Genomic DNA, 19809 nt, shown 5'->3' with positions numbered 1-19809 from the left:
GATCGGTTCCCTCTCTCTTTGGGAGGGAGTCAGAGTGAGGAAAAACTATGTCGCCGGTAATGCCCTTTTTCGCTTCCAAGGAGCCTCATGTTTACGGTTTATCATTCCAATCAACTGGACTTGCTGAAAACGCTGACCAGCGCGCTGATAGCCAGAGAACCTTTGGCCGATCCGTTTCAACAGGAAGTGGTGCTGGTGCAAAGCCCCGGAATGGCGCAATGGTTACAGATGCAGCTGGCCGAGCAGTTTGGCATTGCCGCGAATATCGTTTTCCCGCTCCCGGCGACCTTTATCTGGGACATGTTCACCAAGGTATTGCCCGGCATACCCAAAGAGAGCGCCTTTAGCAAAGATGCCATGACCTGGAAGCTGATGTGGCTGCTACCAGGCATGCTGACCCGGCCCGAGTTTGCTCCTCTACAGCATTACCTGACCGATGACGCCGACAAGCGCAAACTCCACCAGCTCGCCGGGCGTGTTGCCGATCTGTTTGACCAATATCTGGTTTATCGCCCGCAGTGGCTGGAGAGTTGGCAGCGTGGGGAAACGGTAGAAGGGCTGGCAGAGGCGCAAAGCTGGCAAGCCCCCCTGTGGCATCGGCTAGTGGAATATACCCACGAGCTGGGTCAGCCTGAATGGCACCGTGCCAACTTATATCGCCGGTTTATTAGTACCCTGGAGAATGCCACTCAATGCCCTGCGGGATTGCCGCCACGGGTGTTTATCTGTGGGATTTCTGCCTTGCCGCCAATCTACCTGGAAGCGCTGCAGGCTTTGGGTAAACATATTGATATCCATCTGATGTTTACCAACCCCTGCCGCTATTACTGGGGCGACATTCAGGACTACGCCTTTCTGGCCCGTTTGCAGAGCCGCAAACGCCGCCACTATCATCAGGCAAGTGAGCAAGGCCTGTTCCGTCAGCCGGAACAGGCTGCCCAACTATTTGATGCCGAGGGAGAACAACAGTTAAGTAATCCGCTGTTGGCTTCGTGGGGCAAATTGGGGCGCGATCATCTGTATTTACTGTCGCAGATGGAGGCGGTGCAGGAAGTCGATGCCTTTGTCGAGATCCCGGCAGATAGTTTGCTGCATGCCATTCAGCACGACATGCTGGAACTGGAAGATCACGCACTGATCGGCACCACGCCGGAAACCCTGGAGCGCAGTGACAATAAACGCCAGCTCGATCCGCAGGATCGTTCCATCAGTCTGCATGCCTGCCACAGCCCGCAGCGCGAAGTCGAGGTGCTGCACGATCGGTTGCTGACCATGCTGGCAGAAGATCCCCAACTTACCGCGCGCGACATCATCGTGATGGTGGCGGATATCGACAGTTACACCCCGTATATTCAGGCGGTGTTTGGCAATGCCCCCGCTGGGCGCTATCTGCCGTTTGCCATTTCCGACCGCAAGGCCAGGCAGGCGCATCCTGCGCTACAAGCCTTTATTTCCCTGCTGGATCTGCCGCAAAGCCGTTTTACCTCAGAGCAGGTACTGGCGCTGTTGGACGTGCCCGCGCTAGCGGCACGTTTCTCGATTCAGGAAGAAGGCTTAAGCCTGTTACGCCACTGGACTGGCGAATCCGGGGTACGTTGGGGGCTGGATGATGACAATGTGCGTGAGCTGGATCTGCCTGCAACCGGGCAGCATACCTGGCGGTTTGGCCTGACGCGGATGCTGCTGGGCTACGCCATGGACAGCAACGCCGGAGATTGGCAGGGCGTATTACCTTACGATGAGTCGAGTGGATTAGTAGCCGAACTGGCCGGGCAACTGGCCGATCTGCTGGCACAACTCAGCCGTTGGCGGCAAATCCTCAGTGAAGAGCGGCCGTTAGCCGAATGGTTGCCGCTGTGCCGCCAACTGCTCAATAGCTTCTTTGAGACGGACAGCGAAACCGAAGAGGCGTTGGCGCTGATCGAAGAGCAGTGGCAGAAAGTGGCCAGCTTTGGCCTGGCGGCGCGTTATCCCGATGCCGTGCCGTTGACGTTGCTGCGCGATGAACTGGCCGCACGGCTCGATCAGCAGCGTATCAGCCAGCGTTTCCTGGCTGGCCAGATCAACTTCTGTACCTTGATGCCCATGCGTTCCATTCCGTTCAAGGTGGTCTGCCTGCTGGGCATGAACGACGGTGTCTACCCCCGCACCTTGCCGCCGCTGGGGTTTGACCTGATGGCGCAGCAGATTAAGCGCGGCGATCGCAGCCGCCGTGACGATGACCGCTACCTGTTCCTGGAGGCGATCCTCTCTGCCCAGCAGCAGCTGTATATCAGCTTTATTGGCCGTTCCATTCAGGATAACAGCGAGCGCTATCCTTCCGTATTGGTCACTGAACTGTTGGAATATCTGCAGCAAAGCTATTGCCTGCCCGGCGATGAAGGGCTGGATGCAGACGGCAGCGCACGCAGGGTCGGTGAGCACTTGCTTAAACGCCATGCCCGCATGCCGTTTGCTGCGGAAAACTTCCTGCCGGGGAGTGAAGATCAAAGCTATGCGGCGGAATGGTTGGCAGCTGCCGATGGCCGTGGCGCTGCACATCCAGAATTTAATCAACCGCTGGCGGAGGAAGAGAAAACCCAGGTTTCTCTTGATGAACTGCTCCGTTTTTACCGCCATCCGATCCGTGCCTTCTTCCAGCTACGTCTTGGCGTTAACTTTATTCTGGAAGAGACCGATCTGCCGGAAGACGAGCCTTTTACGCTGGATAACCTCAGCCGCTATCAGTTCAACAGCCAATTGCTGAACACGCTGATCGAGGGGGAGGACGCAGGCAAGTTATACCAACGGGTGCGTGCATCGGGGGGATTACCTTACGGGGCTTTCGGTGAGATTTACTGGCAAAAGCAGCAGGAGGAAATGGCGGAGCTGGCCGAGCGGGTGCGTGAACAGCGCCAAGAGAATGGCAGCCTGGAGCTGGATATCGACGTGGCGGGCATGCGTATCACCGGCTGGCTGCATCAGGTACAGCAGGATGGCTTGCTGCGCTGGCGGCCGGCAACGCTTTCGGCCGTAGACGGCATCTTGCTTTGGCTGGAGCACCTGGTGTATTGCTGCGTTGGCGGTAGCGGGGAAAGCCGTATGTTTGGCAGCAAGAATTCCGCCTGGCGCTTCGCTGCGCTCGCAAGCGAGGATGCCCACGCGCAGTTGGCGGAGCTGGTAGCAGGCTACCGCCGTGGCCTGTCGCAGCCGCTGATGCTGCTCAATAAAAGCGGGTGGGCCTGGTTGAGCCAATGTTATCAGGCACAAACGCAGCAGATAGACTGGGATGAAGAAGTCCAGATCAAGGCGCGTGCCAAGCTGCTACAAGCCTGGCAGGGCGATCAGCGGATCCCGGGCGAGGGAGCAGATCCCTATACCCAGCGCGTTTTCCGCCAAATGGATAATGTTCGCCTTGAACAAATTCTCAAAGAAACAGAGCGTTACCTGCTACCCGTGGCCCGTAATAATCTTGGGTAATACCCCTCACGGTGGCACAGGTCGCAGTGAGGTGATAAAAATTTTACGCTTTTATACTCAACCATTGAGGTTAAGTCTGGTCTTACATAACGTATAGGCATATACGTTGTAGAGTGGCGCACGCTGCGCCCCCAACGATGTGGGCTATAGTGAGTTGAGTGTTTAAAACCGTAATGCGTTGAGTTAGAAATTGAATTTCATTGGACATTGCTTTCGGTTGTGTCATTTTGCACCGTGCTGTCACCGTCAGGGAGTTGGCGAGACAGCCAGAGAACAGGGGTTTATTTTGGATATGCGCAGACTGTTGACCCGCATTACCGGGTTGATGTTATTGGTTATGTTTTGGGCGCCGTTAAGCTGGGCCGCGCAAGGCTGGCAACCGCTGGCGGAAAAGATCAACAAAAGCGATCACGATCCGCGTGAATACCAGGCTATCAAGCTGGATAACGGCATGACCGTACTGCTGGTGTCCGACGCGTTGGCACCAAAGTCACTGGCTGCTCTGGCGCTGCCGGTAGGCTCGCTGGAAGATCCCAACAGCCAACTTGGCCTGGCTCACTACCTGGAACATATGGTACTGATGGGCTCCAAGCGCTATCCAGAACCCGAGAACCTCTCCGAGTTTTTGAAAAAGCACGGTGGTAGCCACAATGCCAGCACCGCGTCTTACCGCACTGCGTACTATCTGGAAGTGGAAAATGACGCTTTAGAACCCGCTGTCGATCGGATGGCCGATGCCATTGCCGAACCTATTTTGGATCCCGGCAATGCGGACCGCGAACGCAACGCGGTGAATGCCGAGTTAACGATGGCGCGCTCTCGTGACGGTATGCGCATGGCGCAGGTTGGGGCAGAAACCCTCAATCCGGCTCACCCTAGCGCACGTTTTTCTGGCGGCAACCTCGAGACGTTGCAGGACAAGCCAGGCAGCAAGCTGCATGAAGAACTGGTTAGTTTTTATCAGCGTTACTATTCTGCCAACCTGATGAAGGGCGTGCTGTACAGCAACCAATCCTTGCCTGAACTGAGAGCGCTGGCGGTCAAAACCTTCGGCCGCATTCCTAATCACGATGCGAAAGTGCCACCGATCACCGTTCCGGCGGTCACCTCGGAGCAGCAGGGCATCATTATTCATTATGTACCGGCGCAGCCGCGCAAGCAGCTGAAGGTCGAATTCCGTATCGATAACAACAGCGCCGAGTTCCGCAGTAAAACCGATACCTATATCAGCTACCTGATTGGCAACCGCAGCACCAATACGCTTTCCGACTGGCTACAGAAGCAGGGGCTGGCAGATGCCATCAATGCGGGTGCCGACCCGATGATCGATCGCAACGGTGGCGTGTTCTCAATCAGCGTTTCCTTGACCGACAAGGGGCTGGCGGAGCGTGACAAAGTGGTGGCAGCGATCTTCAGCTATCTGAAAATGCTGCGTGGTGAAGGGATCAAGCAAAGTTATTTTGACGAGATCGCCCATGTGCTGAATCTGGATTTCCGCTATCCGTCGATTACCCGCGACATGAATTACATCGAATGGCTGGTGGACACCATGCTGCGCGTGCCGGTAGAGCATACGCTGGATGCGCCGTACCTGGCCGATCGCTACGATCCTGAAGCCATTGCTGAACGCCTGGGGCAAATGACGCCACAAAATGCGCGTATCTGGTTTATCAGCCCGAATGAGCCACACAACAAAACGGCTTACTTTGTTGAGGCACCTTATCAGGTCGAGAAAATCAGCGCGGAACGCTTCGCGAAATGGCAACAGTTGGGTAAAGATATCGCACTTTCTCTGCCGGGGCTGAATCCTTATATTCCGGATGAGTTTACCCTGAACAAACCCTCACATGAGTTTACCAAACCGGAAATGGTGGTGAACCAACCAGGGCTGCGGGTGCTGTATATGCCAAGCCGCTATTTTGCCGATGAACCCAAGGCCGATGTGACTGTCGCGTTGCGTAACGCCAAAACCATGGATTCCGCGCGTAATCAGGTGCTGTTCTCGTTGATGGATTATCTGGCGGGGATCTCGCTAGATGAGTTGAGTTATCAGGCTTCTGTGGGTGGGATTAGCTTCTCAACCTCGCCTAATAATGGCCTGATGTTTAGCGCCAATGGCTTTACCCAGCGTCTTCCAAAGCTGTTGACCTCGCTGATTGAAGGCTACTCCAGCTTTACCCCAACGCAAGAGCAGTTGGAACAGGCGAAATCCTGGTATCTGGAACAGTTGGATTCCGCCGAGAAGGGCAAAGCCTTTGAGCTGGCGATCCAGCCGGTACAGATGCTGTCCCGCGTGCCTTATTCCGAGCGTAGCGAACGCCGCGAAGTGCTGAAAACCATTACGTTGCAAGACGTGCTGGCTTACCGTGACAGCCTGATGGCCGGGGCCACGCCGGAGTTACTGGTAGTGGGCAATATGAGCAAGCAACAGGTGGACACGTTGGCTTCTTCACTGAAGCAGAGCCTGGGTTGTACTGGTCTGGAATGGTGGCACGGCGAAAATGTCGTGATTGCCAAAAACCAGTTTGCCAACCTGCAGCGCCCTGGCAGCAGCACCGATTCGGCGCTGGCGGCGGTGTATGTCCCAACGGGGTATGACGAAGTGACCAGCATGGCGTATAGCTCATTGCTGGGGCAGATCATCCAGCCGTGGTTCTACAGCCAATTGCGTACGCAAGAGCAGCTCGGCTATGCGGTGTTCTCCTTTGCGATGCCGGTTGGCCGCCAGTGGGGCATTGGTTTCCTGCTGCAAAGCAACAGTAAGCAGCCAGCCTATCTCTACCAGCGCTATCAAGATTTCTACCCGAAAACGGAAAAGCGCCTGCGTGAGTTGAGTGATGCCGATTTTGCCCAATACAAACAGGCCATGATCAATGAGCTGCAACAGCGTCCACAGACCTTAGGTGAAGAAGCGGGCCGCTTTAGCAGCGATTTCGATCGCGGTAATTTCGCCTTCGATACCCGTGAAAAGCTGATCGCTCAGGTACAGACTCTGACGCCTGCCAAGCTGGCGGATTATTTCCATCAGGCGGTGATTAAGCCACAGGGGCTGGCACTGTTGTCTCAGGTGAGTGGCAGTAGCCAGCAGAAAGCTGATTTTGCGGCGCCGGGTGAGGGTTGGGTGACCTATCCTAACGCCTCGTCCCTGCAAAAAACGCTGCCTCGTAAAGTGGCGACGCCATGACGAAAGGCGTTCCTCAGCGGCTTGATCCACTGACGTTGCCGCTGTTTGGTGAACGGCTGATCGAAGCCTCGGCAGGGACAGGGAAGACCTTCACTATCGGTGCTTTGTATCTGCGCCTGCTGCTTGGCTTAGGCCAGGCAGCAGCGTTTCCACGGCCGCTCACGGTAGAAGAGATCCTGGTAGTTACCTTTACCGAAGCGGCGACGGAGGAACTCCGGGGCCGCATTCGCAGTAATATCCACGCATTACGCATTGCCTGCGTACGCGGGCATAGCTCAGACCCGCTGTTTGCCGCGCTGATGGCGGAGATTGGCGATCTGTCAGAGGCCGCAGCGCAATTGCTGGCTGCCGAGCGCCAGATGGACGAAGCGGCGATCTACACTATCCACGGTTTTTGTCAGCGAATGCTCACTCACAACGCATTCGAGTCGGGCATTCTGTTTGAACAAACGCTGGTGCAGGACGAACTGCCGTTGCGCCGCCAGGCCTGCGCCGATTTTTGGCGGCGTCACTGTTATCCATTGCCACTGGGCGTTGCCCGGGCGGTCAGTCAGGAGTGGAGCGGCCCAGAGGCTTTGTTGAGCGATCTCTCGGGCTATCTGCATGGCGAAGCTCCCACTCTGCGTCAGCCACCGAAAGATGAAGAAACGGTGCTGATGCGCCATGAACAGATAGTTGCGCGGATCGATGCCCTCAAGGCGCAATGGCAGGCGGCGGCCGATCTGGAAGCACTCATCAGTCAGTCTGGCGTCGACAAACGCAGCTACAGCAGCAAACATTTACCCAACTGGCTGAATAAGGTGGGGGAATGGGCGGGGCAGGAAACCGAAGATTACCAGTTACCCAAAGAGCTGGAGAAGTTCTGCCAATCGGTGCTGCTGGAGAAAACCAAAAAAGGTGAGGCTCCGCGGCATCCGCTGTTTGTGGCGATTGATGAGCTGTTTGCCGAACCCTTGACCCTGCGTGACCTGATCATGGCACGGGCGCTGAGCGAAATACGCCTTTCCATTCAACAGGAAAAACGCCAGCGTGCCGAACTGGGGTTTGACGATCTGCTCAGCAGGCTGGATGCGGCACTGCAAAGCGCAGGTGGTGAACAACTGGCGCTGGCGATCCGTCAGCGTTATCCGGTGGCGATGATCGATGAGTTTCAGGATACCGACCCACAGCAGTACCGGATCTTCCAGAAACTGTATGTTGGCCGGGAAGAGTGTGGCCTGCTGCTGATCGGAGATCCCAAACAAGCGATTTACGCCTTCCGTGGGGCAGACATTTTTACCTATATGAAGGCTCGTTCAGAGGTAAGTGCCCACTATACCTTAGAGACCAACTGGCGCTCATCACCGGCGATGGTTGGCAGCGTTAACCGCCTGTTTGCTCAGGTGGAAAAACCGTTCCTGTTTGGCCAAATCCCGTTTATCGAGGTGGCTGCCGCAGCGAAGAATCAGGAACTGGTCTTCGAGTGGCAGAATAAGCCGCAACCGGCTATGCAATTTTGGCTGCAACCTGGGGATGGGGCCGGAGTAAGTGATTACCAACAATTAATGGCGCGCTTGTGTGCCGCCCAGATCCGCGACTGGCTGAGTGCCGGGCAGGCCGGAGAAGCCTGGCTGGTCAAAGGGGAGCAACGCCGCCACGTTCAGGCTTCGGATATTACCATTCTGGTGCGTAGCCGCGCCGAAGCGGCGTTGGTGCGTGATGCACTGAGCGCGCTGGCCATTCCCTCGGTTTACCTTTCCAACCGTGACAGCGTGTTTGATACGCCGGAAGCCAAAGATTTACTGTGGCTGCTACAGGCGGTACTGGCTCCCGAACAGGAGCGAACCTTGCGTTGCGCTTTGGCCACCGGCCTATTGGGGTTGGATGCCTTGACGCTGGATGGACTAAACCATAACGAGTCCGCTTGGGATGATTTGGTCAACGAGTTTGATGAATATCGTAGCCACTGGTTACGTCGTGGCGTATTACCAATGCTGCGTGAGGTGATGGCCAAGCGGCATCTGGCAGAAAACCTGCTGGCCAGCCCTGGGGGGGAGCGCCGTTTGACCGATGTCATGCACCTGGGGGAGCTGTTGCAGGAAGCCACGGCGCAGCTGGACGGTGAACACGCGCTGGTGCGCTGGTTGGCGCAGCAGATCGCTCAGCCGAATCGCCAGTCGGACAATCAGCAACTGCGGCTGGAAAGCGACCGTCATCTGGTGCAGGTGATCACCATCCACAAGTCGAAAGGGTTGGAGTTCGATCTGGTATGGCTGCCTTTTGTGGGGAATTTCCGCCAGCAGCAACAGGTGCTGTACCACGATCGCCAGACCTTTAAAGCCCTGCTGGATCTGAATGCCAACGAAGAAAGCGTGGCCTGGGCGGAAGAGGAACGGTTGGCAGAGGATTTGCGCCTGCTATACGTGGCGCTGACCCGTTCGGTGTATCACTGCAGCATCGGTATTGCGCCGTTGTTCCTCGGTACGCGCAAGAAGCAGGGCGATACGGATTTGCACCGCAGCGCGCTGGGATATCTGGTGCAGGCCGGGCAGGCGGGCGATGCGGCCTATCTGCAAAACTGCCTGCAACAGCTGGCAACTCAGGGCATCGCGCTGTCGCTGGTGGATGCACCGGGTGAACAAAGCTGGCAGCCACAGATGGCCGCCGCCGCAGAACTGACGGCCAGGCAGTTTCCACGCAGGATGCAGGATTTCTGGCGGGTTACCAGCTATACCGGCTTGCAACAGCATGGCTCAAGCCGGATGCAGGAGCTGTTGCCGCGCCTGGACGTTGATGCCGTTGGTGAGGGCGATACGGCTACACCACCCGCATTGACTCCCCATACTTTCCCGCGCGGCGCGGCACCTGGAACCTTCCTGCACAGCCTGTTTGAGGAGTTGGACTTTACCCAACCGCTAGATGAACAGTGGCTGTTGGCGCAGTTACAACAGCAAGGGCTGGAGGAGCATTGGTTGCCGGTATTATCCGGCTGGATGCAGGTGTTGCTGAATGCGCCACTTAATAGCAGCGGCGTCGCGCTATCTGCCTTACCGGCGGGAGCCAGGCAGGCAGAATTACAGTTCTATCTGCCGATCGGTGGCTTGCTGCAAGCGCAGCAGTTGGATGAACTGGTAAAACGCTACGATCCCCTTTCTGCTGGCTGCCCGGCGCTGGATTTCCAACAGGTTCAGGGCATGCTGAAAGGCTTTATCGATCTGGTGTTCTGCTGGCAGGGCAAATATTACCTGCTGGATTACAAATCCAACTGGCTGGGCGAAGACAGCAGCGCCTATACCCAAGAGGCGATGGCGCGGGCGATGGCGGAACACCGCTACGATCTGCAATACCAACTCTATACCTTGGCGCTGCACCGCTATCTGGGGCATCGTCTGGCGGATTACGATTACCAGCGCCATTTTGGCGGGGTAATTTATCTGTTTTTACGCGGGGTAGATGCCGAGCATGAGGGCAACGGTATTTTTGCCTGTCGTCCGGAGTTCGCTCTGGTTGAAGGAATGGATCGCCTGTTTAGCGGTGAAACGGTCGACGTTGAGGATGGGCAATGATTGAGATTTTGCATCAGGCGTTGGCTCTGGGCGCCTTGCGACCGCTGGACGTTCAATTTGCCCAGGTGGTCGCCAACGATGATGAGCCGGATATTCTGCTGGCCGCCGCCTGCCTGAGCTCGGAGGCCGGTGCGGGCCACGTTTGTCTGTTGCTCGAACAATTATTGCCGGAAAATCTGTTTGGTGGCCGCCAGCCAGAGTTGGCCTTGGCTGCCTGGCAGGCCTGCGGGCAACCGGACGTGGCGAGTTGGCAACAGCGTCTGGCGGTCTCGCCAGCGATTAGCGATGGCAGTACGGCAACGCCGATGGTACTGCAACAGCAGCGGCTGTATCTGCAACGCATGTGGCAGAGCGAAGGTGACGTCGCCACTTTTATCAGCAGCGACAGCGTGCCACAGGAACTTGAAGAAGCGCAGCTGCGCACCATCCTCGATCGGTTATTTGGCGCAGCCACGGACGAACCTGATTGGCAAAAAATTGCCGCAGCGGTAGCGGCCACGCGCCGCATCGCGATTATTTCCGGCGGCCCCGGTACTGGTAAAACCACAACCGTCGCCAAGCTGTTGGCGGCGCTGGTGCAGTTGGCGGCCGGGGAGCGTTTGCGTATCCAGCTTGCTGCGCCTACCGGTAAAGCAGCGGCTCGACTAACCGAATCCTTGGGAAGCGCTAGCCGTCAGTTGGACTTAACCCCGGAGCAACGTGCCTTGTTTCCTACGGAAGCGGCGACGTTACACCGCTTGCTGGGGGCCCAGCCAAACAGCCAACGCATGCGCTATCACCGGGGGAACCCGCTGCATCTTGATGTGCTGATAGTGGACGAGGCTTCGATGGTGGACTTGCCCATGATGGCAAGGTTGATTGCCGCCTTACCCCCCAAGGCGCGAGTCATCTTCCTTGGCGATCGCGATCAACTGGCCTCGGTGGAGGCTGGAGCCGTGCTGGGGGATATCTGCCGGTTTGCCGAGCAGGGATATAGCGAAACCCGTGCGGCACAGTTGTCGCGCCTGACCGGTTGCCCCTTCTTGCAAGGGCAGCCAGCGCAGGCCGAGGCAGCGGTGTGCGATAGCCTGTGCCTGCTGCGCAAGAGTTACCGGTTTGATGCCAAATCCGGCATTGGCCAGTTGGCTTTGGCGGTGAATGCTGGCGATAGCAAGCGCGCCTTGGCGGCGTTGAATGGCAGCTATGCCGACGTGGCGGGTTATCCGCTGGCAGAAACCGAAGATTATCAACGGCTGTTGGATAACTGCGTTGCTGGTTATCGCGACTATCTGCGGCTGGTAGCAGAAGGGGCGGGGGCCGTAACGATCCTGGATGCCTTTGGCCGTTTCCAGTTGCTCTGCGCACTGCGCGAAGGGCCATTTGGCGTTGCCGGGTTGAATGAGCGTATCGAAAGTGGGTTGCAGCGTGCCGGTTTGATTCGGCGTAATCCTGGCCCCGCCGGTCGCTGGTATTTAGGGCGGCCGGTGATGATTGGCCGTAATGATAGCGCGCTGGGGCTGTTTAACGGCGATATAGGCATTGCCTTGCCCGGTGAGGGCGGCGATCTGCGCGTGCATTTCCAATTACCGGACGGCAGCATTAAATCGGTACAGCCTAGCCGCTTACCGGCGCATGAAACCGCCTATGCGATGACGGTGCATAAATCACAGGGTTCGGAGTTCGACCACACGGCGCTGGTGCTGCCGAATCATTTTCTGCCGGTACTGACCCGCGAATTGGTTTATACCGCCATTACCCGCGCGCGCCAGCGGTTGTCGCTCTATGCGGTAGACAAGGTGTTGATAAGCGCTATCCGCACCCCCACGCAGCGCCGCAGCGGCTTGGCAGAACGTTTGCAGATTGGGAGATATTAACGGCGGGCGTTTGCCATATAGACGTAAAAAAACCTGACTGGTGAGGTCAGGTTTTTTTAGTGTTCCAGCACGGAGCGGTAACTCTGGCCAGAGCGAGGTGCTCCCTTACTAACGTGCTCAGTATATAAACAGCGGCGGATAAAGGCAAATCATAGAGAAGCATTTTTGGACAAGTTCCAAGCCTCGCCCGAGAAAATTTAATGTTGTATAGTCATTGAGTTAGTTATGGAGATGCTTCGTTTCAGCCTTCTGTATGGCGGTATAACGTCTTGAAGTCCTGGCTGAATTGCGGGTGGTGCCGGGTTCAGTGCTCTGGCCGGAGCGAGGTGCTTCCTTACTAACAATGGAAGGAGCCGTTGTGACAGGCAAATGGAAGGGTAAGCAGCGGCGATCTCGCTCCATATGATGGAGAGACGGATGAAAACTTTGATCGATAAAGTTCTCATCGTTCTGAAAGCGCTCGTCGCGCTGCTAGAACTGATCCGCCGGTTGATCGACTGATAGCGGAAACGTAGCTAAGGCCAGGGTTAACCATATCCTGGCCTTTAACATTTACTCAGCTTGTCCCACTACGTTCAAAGATCGGCCAACAGGATCTTCGAGCGGCGTTGGTAGTTATATAAAGCCTGCTTCTGCATCGGCAGCACGTCGACGTCCGCCGGAGTGAAGCCGCGCTCCTGGAACCAGTGGATGCTGCGTGTGGTCAGCACAAACAGCTTCTGTAGCCCCATCTGGCGCGCCTGGCTTTCTACCCGCTGCAGCAGCATCTCGCCCCGCGACGAGCTGCGGTAATCTGGATGCACTGCCACGCAGGCCATCTCACCAATCTTCTCTTCCGGGAACGGATAGAGTGCCGCGCAGGCAATGGTCAGGTTATCGCGTTCGATAATCGTGAACTTGTCGATCTCCATTTCCAACTGTTCGCGCGAACGGCGGACTAAAATCCCCTGTTGCTCCAATGGGCGGATCAGCTCAAGTATCCCACCGATATCATTGATGGTCGCCCGGCGTACCTGCTCGGCGCTCTCCATAACGATTTGGGTACCGATACCGTCGCGTGAAAACAGCTCCTGTACCAGTGCACCATCCTCCTGATAGCTGATCAGGTGGCTGCGGCGTACCCCGCTGCGGCAGGCCTTTACCGCGCCGCGCAGGAAGCGTACGGTGCCGGAATGGTAGTCACCTGCCTCTTCCAACTGCTCGATACGTTTTTGTGCATCGTTGGGGAACAGTTCGGAAAGAATATTGCCTTCTGCATCTGTCACCCCTTGTGATGAACAGAAGCCGATCATTTTCTCGGCCTTCAGCTTGATTGCCAACTGGGTGGCGACTTCTTCCGAGGTCAGGTTAAAGCTTTCGCCAGTCACCGATACCGCCACCGGGCCAATCAGCACGATGGCCTTACTATCGAGTTGGCGATGAATGGCTTCTTCATCAATACGGCGGATACGGCCGCTGTGGCAATAATCGACGCCGTCATCCACGCCCAGCGGTTGGGCGATAATAAAGTTGCCGCTCACTACGTTGATGTGCGCCCCTTGCAATGGGGTGTTATTCAGGCTCATGGAAAGCCGTGCGGTAATATCCAGCTGTAACAAGCCGGCGGCCTGCTTGACCAGCTCTAGCGTATGGGCGTCGGTCACCCGGGTATGCTTATGGTAAATCGGCTCGTAGTTATGCTGTGCCAGATTGGCGTCAATCTGCGGCCGCGCACCGTAGACCACCACCAGACGAATGCCCAGGCTATGTAACAGCCCGATATCATTGACGATACTGGAAAAGTTTTCATGTTCAATAGCTTCGCCACCCAGCATGACGACAAAGGTCTTGCCACGGTGAGTATTGATATAGGGAACTGAGTGACGGAATCCTTGCACCAGCTCTGTACTACGTTCCTTCACGGCAAGACCTCATTTGCATATTTATACGGTATTTTTGTATTTTTATTCTTTTATTGCGCCAAAGGCAAGCAGGAAATGACAGTGATTTTTCTGACAAATGCGCTAACTGATTAATAAATTGAAAGATCATAAAAAGATTTTCTGATGACAGCGGTGAATGGATTGGGTAAAGTTTTTGCCATTGTTTTTTTTTGCTGTTTTTTTAATCGTTATTTTTACCGGAGCCGCATGCCTAACTCTAATCACAATCCGGGTCGCCGTCGTTTGTTGCAGGGGGTTGCTGCAACCTGGTTGCTGAGTGTGAGTCGCGTTGGTTTCGCCGCTGCTTCTCATGTGATTGCCGTTCGTGTCTGGCCTTCCTCGACCTATACCCGAGTCACGCTGGAATCCAATGTCCCGCTAAAATACAAACAGTTTGCCCTGACCAATCCAGAACGCATCGTGGTGGATGTGGAAGGGGTACAGCTGAATAGCGTGCTTAAAGGCATCGCCGGACAGGTGCGCAAAGAAGATCCCTATCTGAAACAGGCGCGGGTCGGCCAGTTTGACAAGAATACCGTCAGGCTGGTGCTGGAACTCAAGCAAAGCGTCAGCCCAAATATGTTTACCCTGACTCCCGTCTCGGAATATCGTAACCGCCTGGTAATGGATCTTTATCCTACCAAGGGGGGCAGCGGTGAAGAGTATGATCCGCTGTTGGCGTTACTGGAAGATTACAACAAGGGCGATCTGGAGCGGACGTTACCGGCAGAAGCACCACAGGCCGGTAAGGCAGGGCGCGATCGGCCGATTGTGATCATGCTCGATCCTGGGCACGGCGGGGAAGATCCGGGAGCCATTGGCAAAAATAAAACCCGTGAAAAAGATATCGTGCTGCAGATTGCCCGTCGTCTCAGTGCGCTGATCAAACGCGAACCCAACATGAAAGTGTTTATGACGCGTAATGAAGACGTGTTTATCCCATTAAAGGTACGTGTAGCCAAAGCGCGTAAGCAGCGGGCCGATCTGTTTGTCTCGATCCACGCCGATGCCTTCAGCAACCGTGCGGCACGCGGTTCCTCGGTGTTTGCGCTTTCTACCAAAGGGGCAACCAGCAACGCCGCCAAGTTTCTGGCGCAAACCCAGAACGCCGCCGACGATATCGGCGGAGTCAGCAAGAGTGGCGATCGCTACCTGGATCACACCATGTTCGATCTCTTGCAGACCGCCACCGTCAATGACAGCCTGAAATTCGGTAAGGAAGTGCTGAATCGGATGGGTAAAATTAACCGTCTGCATAAGAATCGTGTCGATCAGGCTGGCTTTGCCGTATTGAAGGCCCCGGATATTCCGTCGATCCTGGTGGAAACGGCGTTTATCAGCAATCTGGAAGAAGAGCGCAAGCTGCGCACCAGCCATTTTCAGCAGCAGGTGGCGCAATCTATTCTGGCCGGGATCAAAGCCTATTTCGCCAACGGTGGCGCATTGGCACGGCGTTAAACCAGGCGTAGCCCAAGGAGGGGCGGCGTAGTTAATTGGGAAGGTAGGGGGAAATTCAGATACAAAAAAACACCCGTTAAGGTGCTTGTCTGATGTTATCAAGATTGGTTGCGGGGGCCAGATTTGAACTGACGACCTTCGGGTTATGAGCCCGACGAGCTACCGGGCTGCTCCACCCCGCGTCCGTCTTGATACTGATATTATCGAACCAACCCTTCATGTGATACCGCTATTGCCATATCGGTTGGTTGCGGGGGCCGGATTTGAACCGACGACCTTCGGGTTATGAGCCCGACGAGCTACCAGGCTGCTCCACCCCGCGTCCGTATAATACCTTTTCTTTCATCGAATCCAACACATTTTTGATACCGTTATCACAGTATCGGTTGGTTGCGGGGGCCGGATTTGAACCGACGACCTTCGGGTTATGAGCCCGACGAGCTACCAGGCTGCTCCACCCCGCGTCCGATGGAAGCGCACTATACTCTCCAGGCATTTTGTTGCAAACCCTTTTTGCATATAATTCACCGAAAGCCATTTTTATGCTGCATTAGTCCCCAATTTGCGTTTTTTTTCATCATAATCATCTGGCTGGGAATTTTTAGCGGTAGCGATTCCTTTATCTATGGCCGTTTGTTATCGTTCAGCCAGTTTACCCGTATCCATTGGGTATGGAACATATCAGTCTGAGAGAGTGTGCAATGAAAGGACGTTGGGGCAAATACCTGCTCGGTGGGTTAGTGATTGCGGTACTGGCCGGTTGTTCGTCAAAACCGACCGACCGGGGGCAGCAGTATAAAGATGGTTATCTGGATCAGTCGCTGGAGTTGGTGAATCGCCCCAATGCCAGAGGCGCCCCGATCAACGGCCAGGATTACGCCAACCAGCTGATGGAGATTAAATACGCTTCGCCGTCGCTGTTTAACCGCAATAACGCCACCTATCAGGCGGTGCAAAACTGGATGGCGGCGGGGGCGGATACGCGCCAACTGAACCAGTTCGGCCTCAGCGCCTATCAGATGGAAGGCGTCGATAGCTATGGCAACGTCCAGTTCACCGGCTATTACACCCCGGTGCTGCAGGCGCGTTATACCCAACAGGGCGAATTCCGCTACCCGCTGTACAGCATGCCAGCCAAAGGCAAGCGCCGCCTGCCGGATCGTGCCGGTATCTACTCAGGGGCGCTGGACAGCCGTTACATCATCGCTTACACCAACTCCCTGATGGATAACTTCATGATGGAAGTGCAGGGCAGCGGCTATGTCGATTTCGGCAATGGCCAGCCACTGGTGTTCTTTGGTTATAGCGGCAAGAACGGCCATGCTTACCGCAGTATCGGCAAGGTGCTGATCGATCGCGGCGAAGTGGCCAAGGCCGACATGTCAATGCAGGCCATCCGCCAGTGGGCGGATACCCACAGCGAAGCCGAGGTGCGCGAACTGCTGGAGCAAAACCCGTCGTTCGTGTTCTTCCACCCGGTGCCTTTTGCTCCGGTGAAAGGGGCCAGCGCGGTGCCGCTGATTGCCAAAGCCTCCGTGGCCTCCGATCGCTCTCTGATCCCGGCCGGTACCACGTTGCTGGCAGAAGTCCCGCTACTGGACAACAAGGGCAAGTTCACGGGAAAATATGAAATGCGCCTGATGGTCGCTCTCGACGTGGGTGGCGCCATCAAGGGCCAGCACTTTGACATGTACCAGGGGATTGGCCCAGAAGCCGGTCACTCGGCAGGGTTCTATAATCACTATGGCCGGGTCTGGGTATTGAAAGGCGGTAATCCTGGGGCACAGCTGTTTAGCGCCAATCAACCGTTGACCGCCTCGAGTGGTTCCCAGCTGGTTACCCGCTAAGAACGATGACATATAGCTTGACCCGCAGGGCCGGATCTTCCGGCCCTGCCTATTTGCAACCAAGGTAAGTAAAGCAAAATGAGTACAGCCTATTCAGAGGCCTATCTACAGCGTTTTGGCGGCACGGCACGCCTGTACGGCCAGCCGGCATTGGCCCTGTTTGCCCAGGCGCACGTTTGTGTGATCGGCATTGGCGGGGTCGGTTCATGGGCGGCTGAAGCGCTGGCACGCACCGGCATTGGAGCGATCACCCTGATCGACATGGATGACGTCTGCGTCACCAACACCAATCGGCAGATCCATGCTTTGCGCCAGCATGTTGGCCAATCGAAAACCGAAGTGATGGCGGAACGGATCCTGGCGATCAACCCGGAATGCCGGGTGACCTGCGTAGATGATTTTATTACCCCGGACAACGTCGCCGAGCTGTTGAACCATAATTTCAGCTATGTGATTGATGCGATCGACAGCGTGCGGCCCAAAGCGGCGTTGTTGGCCTATTGCCGACGCTACAAGATCCCGGTGGTGACTACCGGCGGTGCTGGTGGGCAGATCGATCCTACGCAGATCGCCGTGGCCGATCTGGCCAAAACTATCCAGGATCCGCTGGCCGCCAAGCTGCGTGAAAGGTTGAAGAACGACTTTAACGTGGTGAAAAACAGCAAAGGCAAGCTGGGGATCGACTGCGTCTTCTCCACCGAGCCGCTGGTATATCCGCAGCCGGATGGTTCAGTATGCGCCTCACGCAGTACTGCAGAAGGGCCGAAAAGAATGGATTGCAGCGCGGGTTTTGGCGCGGCGACCATGGTCACCGCGACCTTTGGCTTTATTGCCGTCTCCCACGCGTTGAAGAAGATGGTGGCAAAGGCGGCACGTCAGGCATAGCTGGCAGCGATGGCGTGTACCCTGGCCGCCAAGGCTGCCAGGCCGCTGGCTCGGGTGGCGCTGAGCTGGGCACGCAGCGCCAAGCTGTCAAACAGGGCCAAAGGATCGATAGCTAAGACCTGCTGAGGCGTTTTGCCTTCGACTGCGGTCAGCAGGATCGCCAGCAGGCCGCGCACAATGCGTCCTTCGCTGTCGCCATAAAAATGCAGTGTTCCATCTGCCAACCGCTGGTGCCCCAACCAGACCCGGTTTTCGCAACCGCTCAGTTCCATCTCCGTTTGCCGTAGATCGGCCGCCAGCGATGGCAAGCGTTTCGCCAGCATGATCAGTTGGCGGTAACGGTCTTCCCACTGTTTTAGCGGGCTGAAGGTTGTTATCAGCGTCTCGGCGGTGATTTCACGGCCAAAAGGGTGAGGGGCAAGCATCGGTTCTCCGTTGTGCATCTTATTCCGCCAGTAGTTCGATGGCGTTAGTTAACGCCAGCACCAGAGCATCGACGTCTTGCGGCGTATTATAAGGCGCAAATGACGCACGTAATGTTCCGCTGACCCCTAATGCGGCGATCAAAGGTTGGGCGCAGTGTTGGCCCGCGCGTACCGCGATGTTCTGTTCGGCTAACAGGGTGACGATATCGCTGTGGTGGATCCCGGCGATATCAAAGGCCAGCAGGCTGGAGCCGGAACTGCGGAAGCTGCGAAATCCGGGTAACTGCTGCAAACGCTGTTCGGCATTTTGCGCCAGGGCGCGGCTGTATTGCTCGGCGGCGGCCATATCCTGCGTTTCCAGCCAGCTCAACGCGGCACCCAACCCCAGCACTCCGGCAATATTTGGCGTACCGGCTTCAAAACAGTGCGGTGGTTTTTGTGGCGTAAAGCCGCTGAAAGAAGCCTGCGTCAGCATTTTCCCCCCGCCTTGCCATGGCCCCATTTGAGCCAGCAGCGCGGTTTTGCCATACAACGCACCAATGCCAGTTGGGCCATAGAGTTTATGCGCTGAGAAGGCGTAGAAATCGATATCGAGCCGCTGAACGTCGGCAGGGCAATGCACAATGCCCTGTGCGCCGTCGATCATCACTACCGCGTTCACCGCATGGGCCAACTCAATAGCCAGCGCGATATCCGGGCAGCCTCCCGTGACGTTGGACATTTGCCCCAAGGCCAGAATGCGGGTTTTCTCGCACAACAGCGTAGGGAGCAGCGTCAAATCTGGCAGGCGATCGGGGCCAAGCGGCAGCTTCACCACTTCGGCACCGGTCTGTTCTGCCACCATCAACCACGGGATCAGGTTGGCATGATGCTCCGCCTCGCTAACCAGGATCTGATCTCCCGGCTGCAGGCGTGGGCGAGCATAGCTCTGCGCGACTAAATTGATGGCTTCCGTGGTGCCGCGGGTCCAAACGATGTCGTCCGCACAAGGGGCATTAATCAAGGTGGCAACCTGCTGGCGTGCCTGCTCAAAGCGCTGGGTCAAATCCTGTGCCGCACGATGTTGGCTGCGGTGTACGGTGGCGGCATCTGCGCTGTAAAACTGCTGCGTGGCGTCGATCACCGCCTGCGGTTTTAGCGCGGTAGCGGCACTGTCCAGATAAATTCCTGCCTGTTGAAGGGCCGGGAACTGGCTGCGGAACAAGGTAGGCTCAAAAGGCTTCATCGGCTG

Annotated in this window: 11 protein-coding genes and 3 tRNA genes; 8 read left to right on the top strand and 6 right to left on the bottom strand. The window is 56.3% G+C overall.

All coding sequences use genetic code 11. The features are described from left to right. Window positions 1-87: 87 nt before the first annotated feature. The 5 genes from recC to dinQ all read left to right on the top strand — a co-directional run bounded on the left by recC (window position 88) and on the right by dinQ (window position 12542). Window positions 88-3459 carry an exodeoxyribonuclease V subunit gamma gene (gene recC / locus KGP17_RS21350; RefSeq protein WP_223498288.1) on the top strand — a complete coding sequence of 1124 codons (3372 nt, stop codon included), beginning with the start codon at window positions 88-90 and terminating at the stop codon, window positions 3457-3459. Between the two features lie 292 nt (window positions 3460-3751). Beyond that, window positions 3752-6643, top strand: a complete 2892-nt coding sequence (ptrA, locus tag KGP17_RS21345) for a pitrilysin (RefSeq protein WP_223498287.1) — start codon at window positions 3752-3754, stop codon at window positions 6641-6643. Beyond that, a complete protein-coding gene (gene recB / locus KGP17_RS21340) occupies window positions 6640-10188 on the top strand; it encodes an exodeoxyribonuclease V subunit beta (RefSeq protein ID WP_223498286.1) in 3549 nt (1182 codons plus the stop codon). The genes ptrA and recB overlap by 4 nt, the downstream gene beginning before the upstream one ends. Further along, window positions 10185-12041: an exodeoxyribonuclease V subunit alpha gene (gene recD / locus KGP17_RS21335; protein WP_223498285.1), complete on the top strand. Its 1857-nt coding sequence runs from the start codon at window positions 10185-10187 to the stop codon at window positions 12039-12041. The genes recB and recD overlap by 4 nt, the downstream gene beginning before the upstream one ends. 402 nt (window positions 12042-12443) lie before the next feature. Further along, the gene (gene dinQ / locus KGP17_RS28020; RefSeq protein ID WP_371822059.1) at window positions 12444-12542 is read left to right on the top strand and encodes a damage-inducible type I toxin DinQ; all 99 of its coding nucleotides are present in this window, start codon (window positions 12444-12446) and stop codon (window positions 12540-12542) included. A 74-nt stretch (window positions 12543-12616) separates the two neighbouring features. On the opposite strand, the gene argA is transcribed toward dinQ, so the two are convergent. Further along, a complete protein-coding gene (gene argA / locus KGP17_RS21330) occupies window positions 12617-13942 on the bottom strand; it encodes an amino-acid N-acetyltransferase (RefSeq protein WP_021179881.1) in 1326 nt (441 codons plus the stop codon). Between the two features lie 228 nt (window positions 13943-14170). Between argA and amiC the strand changes: the two genes are divergently transcribed. Then, the gene (gene amiC / locus KGP17_RS21325; RefSeq protein ID WP_021179882.1) at window positions 14171-15421 is read left to right on the top strand and encodes an N-acetylmuramoyl-L-alanine amidase AmiC; all 1251 of its coding nucleotides are present in this window, start codon (window positions 14171-14173) and stop codon (window positions 15419-15421) included. 105 nt (window positions 15422-15526) lie between these two features. On the opposite strand, the gene KGP17_RS21320 is transcribed toward amiC, so the two are convergent. The 3 genes from KGP17_RS21320 to KGP17_RS21310 form a co-directional block, all read right to left on the bottom strand. Further along, window positions 15527-15603 (bottom strand) — tRNA-Met (locus tag KGP17_RS21320). Between the two features lie 63 nt (window positions 15604-15666). Beyond that, a tRNA-Met gene (locus KGP17_RS21315) sits at window positions 15667-15743 on the bottom strand. A 65-nt stretch (window positions 15744-15808) separates the two neighbouring features. After that, window positions 15809-15885: transfer RNA gene (locus tag KGP17_RS21310), tRNA-Met, on the bottom strand. Window positions 15886-16122: 237 nt separating this feature from the next. On the opposite strand from KGP17_RS21310, the gene mltA reads away from it, so the two are divergent. After that, window positions 16123-17268 (top strand): murein transglycosylase A, encoded by a 1146-nt coding sequence (mltA, locus tag KGP17_RS21305; protein WP_223498284.1) that lies wholly within the window; start codon window positions 16123-16125, stop codon window positions 17266-17268. 78 nt (window positions 17269-17346) lie between these two features. Beyond that, on the top strand, window positions 17347-18153 hold the full coding sequence (gene tcdA / locus KGP17_RS21300; protein ID WP_021806123.1) for a tRNA cyclic N6-threonylcarbamoyladenosine(37) synthase TcdA: 807 nt from the start codon (window positions 17347-17349) through the stop codon (window positions 18151-18153). Here tcdA and csdE read toward each other — a convergent pair. Beyond that, window positions 18144-18578, bottom strand: a complete 435-nt coding sequence (csdE, locus tag KGP17_RS21295; RefSeq protein WP_021179885.1) for a cysteine desulfurase sulfur acceptor subunit CsdE — start codon at window positions 18576-18578, stop codon at window positions 18144-18146. The two genes, tcdA and csdE, sit on opposite strands and share 10 nt — an antisense overlap. A 19-nt stretch (window positions 18579-18597) precedes the next feature. Then, window positions 18598-19803: a cysteine desulfurase CsdA gene (gene csdA / locus KGP17_RS21290; RefSeq protein WP_024529486.1), complete on the bottom strand. Its 1206-nt coding sequence runs from the start codon at window positions 19801-19803 to the stop codon at window positions 18598-18600. Window positions 19804-19809: the final 6 nt, after the last annotated feature.

This window comes from Serratia sp. JSRIV001 (genome assembly GCF_019968745.1).
Taxonomy (GTDB): domain Bacteria; phylum Pseudomonadota; class Gammaproteobacteria; order Enterobacterales; family Enterobacteriaceae; genus Chania; species Chania fonticola_B.
Note: the sequence above shows the minus strand (reverse complement) of the source record. Positions and strands in the feature narration are given on the sequence as shown.